The sequence below is a fragment of the Desulfosporosinus sp. BICA1-9 genome (assembly GCF_000802135.1).
On record NZ_JUEE01000260.1, the window covers coordinates 17610 to 29007 of the forward strand.

At 42.5% G+C, this 11398-nt stretch carries 10 protein-coding genes; 3 read left to right on the forward strand and 7 right to left on the reverse strand.

The window, feature by feature from the left end; all coding sequences use genetic code 11:
- Positions 1–129 precede the first annotated feature (129 nt).
- From JL57_RS32305 to JL57_RS32310, 3 genes are all read right to left on the reverse strand, one after another.
- Positions 130–1437, reverse strand: coding sequence for an extracellular solute-binding protein (locus JL57_RS32305; protein ID WP_034145970.1), 1308 nt, complete (start codon positions 1435–1437; stop codon positions 130–132).
- 136 nt (positions 1438–1573) lie between these two features.
- Positions 1574–1717 carry a hypothetical protein gene (locus tag JL57_RS36105; protein WP_291300855.1) on the reverse strand — a complete coding sequence of 48 codons (144 nt, stop codon included), beginning with the start codon at positions 1715–1717 and terminating at the stop codon, positions 1574–1576.
- A gap of 413 nt (positions 1718–2130) precedes the next feature.
- Positions 2131–2901: a GntR family transcriptional regulator gene (locus JL57_RS32310; RefSeq protein ID WP_034145971.1), complete on the reverse strand. Its 771-nt coding sequence runs from the start codon at positions 2899–2901 to the stop codon at positions 2131–2133.
- Positions 2902–3254: 353 nt separating this feature from the next.
- Between JL57_RS32310 and JL57_RS32315 the strand changes: the two genes are divergently transcribed.
- Positions 3255–4097, forward strand: a complete 843-nt coding sequence (locus JL57_RS32315) for a class II fructose-bisphosphate aldolase (RefSeq protein WP_034145972.1) — start codon at positions 3255–3257, stop codon at positions 4095–4097.
- 117 nt (positions 4098–4214) lie between these two features.
- Positions 4215–6356 (forward strand): methyl-accepting chemotaxis protein, encoded by a 2142-nt coding sequence (locus tag JL57_RS32320; protein WP_291300856.1) that lies wholly within the window; start codon positions 4215–4217, stop codon positions 6354–6356.
- Positions 6357–6913: 557 nt separating this feature from the next.
- On the opposite strand, the gene JL57_RS32325 is transcribed toward JL57_RS32320, so the two are convergent.
- The 3 genes from JL57_RS32325 to JL57_RS32335 all read right to left on the reverse strand — a co-directional run bounded on the left by JL57_RS32325 (position 6914) and on the right by JL57_RS32335 (position 9605).
- Positions 6914–7546 carry a corrinoid protein gene (locus JL57_RS32325; RefSeq protein WP_034145973.1) on the reverse strand — a complete coding sequence of 211 codons (633 nt, stop codon included), beginning with the start codon at positions 7544–7546 and terminating at the stop codon, positions 6914–6916.
- A 49-nt stretch (positions 7547–7595) separates the two neighbouring features.
- Positions 7596–8726, reverse strand: coding sequence for a uroporphyrinogen decarboxylase family protein (locus tag JL57_RS32330; protein WP_034145974.1), 1131 nt, complete (start codon positions 8724–8726; stop codon positions 7596–7598).
- A 66-nt stretch (positions 8727–8792) separates the two neighbouring features.
- Positions 8793–9605, reverse strand: a complete 813-nt coding sequence (locus JL57_RS32335; RefSeq protein ID WP_034145975.1) for a methyltetrahydrofolate cobalamin methyltransferase — start codon at positions 9603–9605, stop codon at positions 8793–8795.
- Between the two features lie 262 nt (positions 9606–9867).
- On the opposite strand from JL57_RS32335, the gene JL57_RS32340 reads away from it, so the two are divergent.
- The gene (locus JL57_RS32340) at positions 9868–10716 is read left to right on the forward strand and encodes an AraC family transcriptional regulator (protein WP_034145976.1); all 849 of its coding nucleotides are present in this window, start codon (positions 9868–9870) and stop codon (positions 10714–10716) included.
- Between the two features lie 214 nt (positions 10717–10930).
- On the opposite strand, the gene JL57_RS32350 is transcribed toward JL57_RS32340, so the two are convergent.
- Positions 10931–11116, reverse strand: a complete 186-nt coding sequence (locus JL57_RS32350) for a hypothetical protein (protein WP_291300857.1) — start codon at positions 11114–11116, stop codon at positions 10931–10933.
- Between the last annotated feature and the right edge of the window lie 282 nt (positions 11117–11398).

Genomic DNA, 11398 nt, shown 5'->3' on the forward strand with positions numbered 1-11398 from the left:
ATGTCAAGCAGCAGCAAAAGTCTTCAATGTAAATCTTTTGTAATCGCACTAGAGCTTAGGGAATGACGGGGGGAGGGCAGCGGGATAACCCGCTTGCCGGTCCCCGGAAAAGGCTATGTCTAGCTAGGATCACTTATAGTTCTGCAGCTTTGTTTGCAAACTATTAAGAATATCTGGAATGGGTTTTTTTGTGGTAATTATCTCCTGCATGCTAGTCATTACATCAGTAGCATACTTACTGTAGTCAGGTCCCCAGGGTGGTCGAACTTCAGTTTGCAGTATCTTTTCGCTAAAGGCTTTAAGTGACGGGTCCTTAAATGCGTCTGGGAAGCGTTGGCTAGAACTATTAACTACTGGTACGAATCCTGTAGGAAGCACGTAGTTTTTAAGTGAATAGTTATCGCCAGCTAAGAACTCTGCGAATTTCGCCGCCGCTTCCTTATGCTTGGAGGACTTTAAGATGACTAAGTTGTGGTCACCCGGAACGGAATAACTCTTCTTATCTGCACCGACAGGCATAGTTGTCACTGCCCACATTTCATTGAACGCCTCATCACTCATTTTGTTGGACTTGTCATAAGCTTGGACAATCCCTTTAAAACAAGGCTGATCAATGCCAAAAAGCAAGTTGTTTTGGGCGGCTAAAGCTCTGAATTCCCCTAATTTTTTACCCGGCAGAGTATAGCCTTTTTGCAGTAAATTTCGTAACCATTCAGCATAAGGTCCCATTTTGCTCGCTTGGACCTTATTCTCACTAATTGCCCCATAGGCGTTCATCAGTGGCCATTCTTGCTCTAACCCCATAGTTCGGATCGTTGTATCAATTTGCAGCATCACGACGCTGCTAGGCAACTTTTGCTTGGCTATCTCCATGGCTTTGTTTAGTTCGTCCAATGTTTTGGGTGGGTTGTTTGGATCCAAGCCAGCATCTTTCATCAACTTTTTGTTATACCAAAAACCCATTGGCTGTCCTGCCCAAGGAATTGGATAGTGCTGACCATCCTTTATACCCAAGTCGTAGACCGTCTTATTCAGGTCGGCCTTGAATGCTGACGACAGAAGGTTATCAGTCGGCTCCAATGCCCCCATGTAAGCTAAGCTCATGCCGTCGCCATTAGTAATTTGGGCAATATCCGGCGCGTTTCCCGCGTTATTCATGATCGTTAACTGATTTAAAATATCGCTAAAAGGCATTGGCACATTCTTGATTTTAATAGTCGGATTTTGTTTCTCGAATTCACTGATGTTATTTAGTGTCATTTGTTTGGTCGCTTCTTCAGCAGAGGCCCAGTTCACAAACGTGATGGTTACCGGTTCTTGGCTCTTACTATCGCCTTGACCAGTAGTGGGAGTGGTATTGCTTTTTCCGCAAGCAACAGTGCCTAAAATTAACAGTGAGCATATCATGGTCAAGCTAATTAACTTTTTGAATAACATACTCTTAACCCCTTCCGAATTCTCATTGTTTTAGTTTAACCTATCCGACATATGATTTGTTATCAATTTCGTGATATAATTTCTAAAGCAACTTGCTAAGGAATCAGCTTTCTTCTTAATAAAACGAAAGAGTTCTTTATGCAGGGGGCAAAAACATCTCGGTGGTACCATGCCCGGCTGCTTTCTGTTCAAAACAGCCGGGATCCACCCGCGCTGGTTCAATTCCACCGCTTTTACTATGGGCGTTCGACCTACTTTGTAGCCGATTGCCTCTAGACAATTGACTACATCCTTTGTATACACCTTCTTTGCTGATATAGTTACGATATTTCCCCTTCTAGGTCCCACCTACGCCGCGGATCCTCGCAAAATCCCCATGACATTTGATTACGAGCAATTTTCACCGGATACCACCCTCTCCGGTCTCCTAAGTATTGCTGAGTTCGTGACGTACTCATAGGAACCGCATAATCACCCCCCTAAAGCAACTTTGTTTTGATTTAAACGACTGACGATCCTTACCAGCACAGTATAGCTCAGTGCGGTAACAAAGTGTGATTGTGAGAAAAAGCATGAATTAGGTGTTATGTCCTGATCTAAGTACTCATAATTTATAAAAATTTCAGAAAATAGCAGTCGCTGTAACCTTCACTCTGGTCAAATTTACACAGATTTACCAACATAGGTTATCCATCATGAGAAGAAAAGACCTTCTATGTTTCTGCCGGTGTTCTGCTGTAGCAAGACCTTGTACTTGTATCTATCTGCGCGATATGAGTTAAGCGAGAGTTCTACAGGTTGTTCGCCACAGTAGCCAATACGATTCATAGTGAGGATGGGGAAACCAGTTCTAACTCCTAGATACTGCGCCACCTTTTTGTGGGCAATTCCCGCGCCAATAGTTTGTTCCGCCTTGGTTAAGACCAGGCCCAATTCTTTGGCAGCGATAGCGTACAGACCAGTTTCCGTTAGGTCAGAGGCGGCCATCCGAGAGCCATATTCATATGGCCAGTAGCTTTGCAGGTAAGCAATAGGCTCGTTATTTAGTTTTTGTACCTTTTCGATCAGAAACAGCTTTTGCTTATTAAAGATGCCTAACTCAGGGACTCTTTCCAATTCTTTAGCAGTTACCTCTATGGGACAGAGATTGATCAAGTCGGCGCTCGGCGAAAACCCACGGATGGCCATTTCTTCAAAGAAACCCGTCAGTAGTCCCAACGTTTCTTCTACAGGCTTATTCTTGACAAATGTTCCTTTTCCAGCTTTGCGATCGAGCAATCCTTCTTGAACTAATTGCCCCACGGAGCGCCTGACAGTTGTACTACTAACGCCATACTGAACCATTAAATCCTTGTCGGTAGGAAAAACATCTCCCAAATTCCAGACTCCATCCCTGATGGCATCCCGTAAAGTCGTTGTTAATTGATAATGTAAAGGTATAGACTCCGTTTTGTTTAATTCCATTTCATCAACTTCCTTACCACACAATATTGCAATATTACATATATGATCCAGATTATATTAAACAAAGTTTATCGTCAAGAGTGAATGAAATTAAGAACAAGTATTCCGATGTTTCTCATGTATGCGGGATTAATAGTATAACTATATGTAATTGATGCTAAGTCATCGAGTGTAATATTACGTTTCTAAAGTGGAAAGGCAGGGAAGGGTTTCAAGAAGTAATATTGCAATATTGTTATTTTAAATATTGCAATATTGCATATTTATAAGTATAATTCTAGTATGTTAGTATTGCTCTGTCAAGAGGGAGTTTTAAGAAAATTCCTACATTAAATTTTTAGGGAGGAAATCCAATGTTAGAACCATCTATTCATTTGCTCAATAAGGCTAGGCAAGGACATTACGCTGTACCAGCCTTCAACTTCCATAACTTAGAGATATTGCAGGCCATAATTGAAACTGCTGAAAAACAGCATTCTCCGGTAATTCTCCAGATTAGTCCCATCTATCTGGAGAAAATCGGGGATATTGCTGCGGCGGCTATGGCTCAAGAAGCTGCCAAAGCAGCTAAAGTGCCCGTCGCTTTGCACCTCGACCATAGCAACAGCCTGCAGTGGATTGAATGGGCACTGGCTCATGGTTTTACCTCAGTAATGATTGATGCCTCCGCGCTCCCTTTAGATGAAAATATTGCCCTTGCCCGGAAAACTGTTGAGTTGGCACGTGCGCAAGGTGCTACGAGCGAAGCGGAATTGGGACATATCGGGGGAATTGAAGATGCACAAGAAACCGGTAATCCGGACATGGGCCTAGCTGACCCTGTCGAAGCTTTAAAGCTGGTAACTGAGAGCGGAATAGATACTTTTGCTCCTGCTGTAGGCACCGCCCACGGCTTGTATAAATTCCCACCGAACATCAATTTCTCTCTGATTGAGAAAATTTGCTCCCTGGTTAAGGTACCGCTGGTTCTCCACGGCGGTTCGGGAATTCCTGATGACATGATCCGAGAGGCGATCAAGAAAGGTATTGCCAAGGTCAATGTCGGCACAGAATTAAAAGTAGCTTGGGCCAAATCCATGGCTGAAACATTGATTACGGAACAGGAACCCTGGAAAGCCGTTCTCAAGGTACGCGAAGCAGTAGGACAAGTAGTTGAGCATAAAATCAGCTTATGCGGGTCTAACGGCAAAGCATAGTTTTCATATAATTTAATGAAATTGCAAACAGCTGCCCTGCGAAATAAAATAATCCTTTTAATCTAAAGGATTATTTTATTTAAGAACGTGGTTAAGGTGTGATGAAAAATAACTAATTTGAGAGTCAAGAATTCCCGTTTTAGCAGTATATCAACTGCTTTCAAAGGCAAAATTCTCGGGATTGCCGGTCGAGGAAACTGGAGAAGCCGGAATTCCCGTTTTGCTGGTATTCAGTTCAAGACTTTAATGACTGTTTTGCCTTTAATCATTCTGACATTAGTTGTTATAGCAGGTGTCAGCTACCAGTTCTCTAAAACGTTATTGAATCGGGAAATTGAAAACAGCATCCACGCCCAGCTTGACAAAACCATTGAAGATATGAGTAAAAACCTTACTGCCCATGACACGCTGGTGCAGAGCCTCGCCAGGACAGTCGAAGCAAGCAGTCATAAATTCGATGCCAAAGGGTATGAGGATCTGCTCCAACGCGTAGTGACAGTCAGCGACGTTACTTTTGGTACAGGTATCTGGTTCGAACCTTATGCTTTCAAGGCCGATCTGAAATACTTCGGGCCATATGTCTATAAGAATCAAGGCCTGCCCACTTACACGGAGGAATATTCGACTGACCAATATGATTACCCGTCTCAACAATGGTATAGAGCTGCCAGCGAGAGCAAAAACAAGTCGGTGTGGACCGGCCCCTTTTACAGTAAAGTCACAAAGGGCCCAATGATGACAGTCAGCGCGCCTTTCTTTGATGCCCAGGGTAAATTTCAAGGTGTCGCCACAGGGGATCTTGATTTTGTCACTTTACAACAGATCATCAAAGGCATGCAGATGGAGGTCAAAGCCAATTTTTATCTTCTCGACACCGACGGAACCTACTTAGCAGGTCCTGACCAAAACAAAATTCTCAAAGAAATAATCACTGAAGATTCAAACCTAAGTCTGCAGGTTGGCGCGAAGACCATGCTTTTGAACAAGGATGGCAGTTTTTCTTATACTAATAATGGAGCGCGTCGGGTTTATCATGCCCAAGTCCCTAACTTGGGGTGGATCTTGGCTGCCGATATTTCCGAAGCAGAGCTTCTCTCTCCACTCCAGGCCCTCTTATACCGTATGCTTGCCCTCATCATTTGCGCTGCCCTGGTGTGCGGGGTAATCTTCTATTGGTACAGCTATTACATCGTTAAAAACATTCAGCGAGTTAATGGGATGGCTGAATTAATTACCTCCGGAGATCTCAGTACCACTCTGAACGCCAGATCCAAGGACGAGTTCGGGGCAATGACAAGAAATCTTAATACCATGACAACACAACTAAAATCAATCATTCAAGGCCTTGTGAGTTCTTCCGAACAACTTGCAGCATCCTCGGAGGAACTCACAGCCAGTGCCGACGAGGGACGTCAGGCTACCGGACATATCGCTTCTTCAATTCAGGACGTGACGAACGGAATTAAGGAAAGGCTTGCCAGCCTTGAAGCAACAAATAAGGCCTCCACACATGTTACCGACCAGATTACTGAGATCATCAGGCATATTGACAAAGTCGCGGATGGCTCCCGGGCCACCGTAGCTAAAGCTGCCAACGGAGATTTGGTCGTTCAAAAGGCTGTCAAACAAATGCTGTCAATTGAGCAAAAAGTTAACCACATCGCCGATGTAACCAATAGTTTGGGCAAGAAGACAGTAGCAATTGACCAAATCCTGACTCTGATCACGAATATTGCCGCGCAAACCAATTTGCTTGCTCTTAATGCTGCCATCGAAGCCGCGCGAGCCGGTGAGCAAGGACGGGGGTTTGCCGTGGTTGCCGACGAGGTTCGGAAACTTGCTGAGCAATCAAGCGTAGCTGCCGGCCAAATAAGTAATTTAATCGGTCAAGTCAAACACGAAACCACCATAGCCGTTAAAGTGGCTGAGGAAGGTAAGTCAACGGTTCATGAAGGACTAGCAATGGCCAATGCAGCTGGTCAAGCCTTTCAAGATATCTCTCAAGGGGTTAATGACTTTACCGCCTTAGCTAGACAAGCTGCTGCTGCGGTCAGGGAAATAGGCCTTCAACTTAATGGCATGGTAACTGCAATCAAGGTAGTAGCCGACATCCCTCAGGAAATCGCCTATAGTATGGAAAGTATTGTCTCGATGACTGAGGAGCAAGATGCTTCGATGGAGGATATTCGCGATGCAGCAACCATGTTAGCGAAAATGGCTGAAGACCTTGAAGAAAACATCAAGTTTTTTAAATTATAAGTCCCCGAGAATTCCAATTTTCAGACGGGAGGCGAATATGTTATTGTCAACGGTGCTGAACTAATGGTCAAACCGGAAGCAGCAAGCAATATCATCCGGATCATCGAGGCCACCACGGATAGCCAAGCACTGAGGAAGACTGTTGACATAACATAAATCCCTATTAAATACCATTATTATCAGAAATATCGACCGACAAATAGTAACGGGCAAGAATCCTCCTCATTGAAATGGGGAGGATTCTTGCCCTTGCGTCCTAATGGTTGAGTTGAGGTCGGTTACTTCCTCTAGGTTAATCATTAGTCTCATCAGGACCCGATTACCTGCCGCCTCCACGATCTTCAGGTGAAATTCAGCTTCCCAATCTTGCCCTTCCACACGTGGGTCGAGAAGTAAAATGCGCACCTCTCAGATAAAGATCCCAATTGTGTGCGCAACCAACCAACACATGTAAAAACGCCCATCCACGTTTCAATCAACGTTGACAGGCGTTTATGGCATCTAACGAGTTGCTCTGTTATGGGAAATTCCCTACTGCATAGAGGTAAAACACTATTTTAGACTATACCTATAAGTTCACGAACCTTCTCTACCGCCGAGGCACCATCCGGAGCATAAGCGTCGGCACCAATCTGATCAGCGAAATTCTGCGTAACCGGGGCACCGCCCACAATTATTTTCACCTTATCGCGATAAGCGGCTAACTCATCAATAACAGTCTTCATATTTGTCATTGTTGAGGTTAATAAGGCAGAAATTGCTACGACATCCGGCTTGTTTTGTTCAACAGCCTCCACAAACTTTTCTGCCGAAACATCTATTCCCAAATCAACCACTTCAAAACCGCCACCCTGCAACATCATAATAACCAAGTTTTTCCCGATATCGTGAAGATCCCCCTTCACAGTACCAATTAATACAGTTCCTTTCCCTTGCTGGGCATCGCCAGTCAAAAGGGGTTTAACTATATCCAGTCCAGCATGCATTGCCCTAGCGGCAATTAATACTTCAGGCACATAAATTTCATTATTTCTAAACTTAGTTCCGATAACATTCATAGCCATAATAAACCCCTCATTGATAATCGTAACCGGATCTAGGCCTGCTTCCAGTGCTTTAGTGGCTCGCTCCCGAACTTGATTGGCATCTCCGCTCATAAGTGCTTCTTTAATTTCATCTAGGATTTGCATTTCTTCGACTCCTTTTCTATTTTAAAATATATAACCATAGCCTAACCTATTATTTCAAATCATACGTGCCATAGTTTGCTGCCATCCTGTATAGACTCGCGATGTTTTCAGGAGGAGTTTCTCCCGAAACGACATTGGCAGGCGCCACGATATAACCACCGTTTTGTCCTAATACGTCAATCATATTTTTAACTTCTTTTTCCACACCCTCTACGCTTCCAGATAGAGCATGCTGAACATCTATCCCACCATGAAATATAACTTCAGATCCAAATTCCTTCTTTATTTTGAGCGGATCCATTCCCTGAGCCGTATGCTGGATAGGATTCAAAACATCAATTCCTGCTTCAATTAACAAAGGAATCAATGGATAAACAGCCCCACAACTATGGAATATTATTTTAACCTGAGGTGCCTTCTTTTTAATAAAGGCGAAAAGTTCTTTATGGAACGGTTGTAACATTTCTTTATATAACGCAGGAGAGATAAATGGAGCATTCTGCATCCCATAGTCTTCACAAAATATTATCGTATGAATATTTGGGCCCACTGCATTTAGATACACCTCATGTAATCCTAAAAATATATCGAGAATTTTCCCTAATAAATGCTTGGCAAATGGCTTATTAATCATAAGGTCAACTAGGAAGTTATCAAATCCCCTCATAATCCAAGCCGTATCGAAAAAACCATAATTATGTGCAGCATGTGCAGCAACAGCATAATCTGTATTTTCGTACAAATCTCGTGCACGTTCGGCTAAACCCTCAGTACGTCCGGGAGCATATGGATCAAGCCATGAATATTTATCAAGATCACTCTCGTCTGCTTCCATTAAAGGATATTTTACGATAGCTCTTTCGTTTCCTAATAACCTATATACAACACCCCATTCATCAGAGAAAGAGCCATCAACGTAGGTTTTATTTTGGTAACCCGTAGGTGGTTTTAGCCCAACGTGGCGAAAATCAATGTCTAGGGCTTCTAACACACGCTGATCATAATAGTTTGCTGTGAAATTTTTGCGAAACTGCTCAATATCACCCTCAATATTTAAATATTTTTTTAAGGCAAAATAAGCCGGGTCATTAATAAAGCTCGCAGAGTTACATAAATCCATAGGTACTCGATCCGGTAGCTTCTTATTTAAAACCGCTAATACCCTTTCACGATGATTCATAGTGTTTAACTCCTCTCGTAATTAAAAAATAGTTTACATTTAGCTTTATAACAGTGATTGTCATAATTAACTTTTTTGCTGCTCCTCATATAAACCCGTCCTATGCGCACTCAAGTAACGCATACAATATGAATCTTGCCCCATTAAAGCTTGGGTAGCAAAAATTGTTCCCATCATTCCCCTGTCAGTAGGATTTAATATATAACCATCCATGCCCAATGTCATAGTTTGAACCACGAATAGTCGGTTCAATGTTTTCCGGTTCGGCAGCCCATAAGAAACATTACTCAACCCACACATAAAATGTACATTCGGATATTCTGTCTTTATCGCCTTAATAGTATCCAGGACCTCCATTCCCGCTGTTTCAACACTACTGATCGGCATTACAAGTGGATCAACATACATATCATAATCCGGAACCCCACTAGCCTGAAGATTCACATATAAACTTTTAAGTATCCTCATACGGCCATCAGCCGTTTCTGGAATTCCCGTATCGTCCATGCATAGTGCAATAATTTTAGCTTTATACTTAGATACTAAGGGGATGACTTTTTGAAAACGTTCCTTCTCATCAGTAATCGAGTTAATCATGGGCTGTCCATACTTACATAACGCTAGACCCGCTTCTAGAACCTCAGAATTCGGGCTATCTATGCATAGCGGGACCTGAACCACTTCTTGGATTGTGTTTATGAGCCATTCCATTGTTTCCTTTTCACGAAAGACCTTAGTTCCGCAATTTACATCCAAATAATCCGCCCCGGCTTCTACTTGTTCGATCGCTATCTTCTTAATATACTGTGCGTCACCGTTATCAACCGACTCACTAATTGCTTTTCGACTAGTATTAATAAGTTCGCCTACAATTAACATGTTCTTCCCTACCTTCTGACCTTAGATAAACAGACTACCATTTCTTAACAGGCTCTAATCCAACTCTGTAACAAACGATAATTACTTAATACCCACCCCTCTTCTCCCATTCCCGAGCGCCTAATGGCATCATCAAATTTTATGGGGTAAATCTTGCTTGGTCTTAATTCATATTATATACTGATTTCATAACCTTTCATTACTTTATGTTGCTGATGTATTTCGAAATCTTGCTATTGAATTATCGTGAGGGGGCTTCATTATGAGGGTGCATGAAAAAGGAGTACTTGAAGAATCGGAATATTACTTTTTCACGCCCAGTAACCTGGCAAAATCTCTTTTCTTTCATCTAATATGTACAGGCAAATTCTCCTGTGATCATAACTACTATGTAGAAAGGGACAAATACCACAGTTACCTTCTTATGTTTATAGTAAAAGGTCAAGGAACGGTCTGTTATAATGACAGAGTATATACAGCCAAAGAAAATGATTTAGTAATTGTCAACTGTTATAGGCCACATCGATATTATACGAATACCGGATGGACGACGTTGTGGCTTCATTATGACGGTAACATTAGCAAGGAACTATTTGAACTGATTTATGATCGTTTCGGATGTGTCATCCCTTTGAGTAATTGTCTAATAATACCCAAGTATCTGAATATGATCCTCGAAGATGCAAGGGCATGTAGCCCCCTTTCCGAGCCCTTAATGTCATGTTATATCCAGAGGATGCTTTCGGAATTACTCATGCTCTCTTATGATTTCATTGTACCGAAACCTGATAAATTTGACCCTGTTTTAGAAGCTATGGCATTTATCGAGACTAACTTTAAAGAAAAGCTCAATCTTAAAGTTATTGCTTCCTATGTGAATATAAGTCCTTTCCATTTTGCCAGAAACTTTAAAAAGGATACCGGTTATTCCCCATATGAGTATGTAGTAAAAACCCGATTAAACCATGCAAAGATGCTACTAAAGAAAACAACCCTTCAGATCAAGGAAATCGCCGTCGAATGCGGATTTTCTGCAGAATCAAATTTTGTGGTCAATTTCCGCAATAATGTTGGAGTAACGCCGCGCGAGTTTAGGAACACACCATTTTAATCAAGTAATCAAAAACTCCATATGCTTTTAATAAGCAAGGGATTCTCACCTTTTAGGTAAGAATCCCTTGTATTCCGTAAGCTTTTTTGCATTTTGTAATGTATCGTATACTCCTTACAATCTTCCCCTTGTCTCTCAACAAATATAGAGTAGGGGCGATTACTCGCCCCTCTCACGGAACCGTGCATGCGGACCATCGCACACGGCTCTTCCATCAGTTCGCCTTTTTAGCACAAAGATTTTCGTAAACACCTAACAGACTGACAAAACCAATCTTTTCAAACCATTTAAGGTCAACGCCTGCTGCTCCACGATTCGCTTTAACCTGCTTCCAAGCGTTTTCTAAATTCTCTACCCGATATACTTTGTCGATAAGAGAGTACCATTTCTGTTTGTTCACGTTTACGTTCCTCTCCGCGGTTTTGGGATGTTGCATCCCTCTGGCTATTCCTGTTTACTTCTCGGTGGATTACGGCTTCCCTAGCCCTCACGTCTCACTGACCCAGGCAATTTTCCCCTTGCATCTCACCGATACTCAGTGTGGGTTTCTCCGTCATCGAGTTTCCTCTCGGGTCTCTTCCTTTTCACCCCATTACAATAGTCAGGGTCTACTCGTCTTTCAACCTTAACTGAGGTTTCCCCCTTCGCCTCTGAACACTTCTTTTGGATAGTGTTCAGGCCA

Coding starts and splice junctions, on each gene's coding strand:
- JL57_RS32340 (WP_034145976.1), top strand. CDS start 9,868: ATGAGGGTGCATGAAAAAGGAGTACTTGAAGAATCGGAATATTACTTT.
- JL57_RS32315 (WP_034145972.1), top strand. CDS start 3,255: ATGTTAGAACCATCTATTCATTTGCTCAATAAGGCTAGGCAAGGACAT.
- JL57_RS32330 (WP_034145974.1), bottom strand. CDS start 8,726: ATGAATCATCGTGAAAGGGTATTAGCGGTTTTAAATAAGAAGCTACCG.
- JL57_RS32305 (WP_034145970.1), bottom strand. CDS start 1,437: ATGTTATTCAAAAAGTTAATTAGCTTGACCATGATATGCTCACTGTTA.
- JL57_RS32310 (WP_034145971.1), bottom strand. CDS start 2,901: ATGGAATTAAACAAAACGGAGTCTATACCTTTACATTATCAATTAACA.
- JL57_RS32325 (WP_034145973.1), bottom strand. CDS start 7,546: ATGCAAATCCTAGATGAAATTAAAGAAGCACTTATGAGCGGAGATGCC.
- JL57_RS32335 (WP_034145975.1), bottom strand. CDS start 9,605: ATGTTAATTGTAGGCGAACTTATTAATACTAGTCGAAAAGCAATTAGT.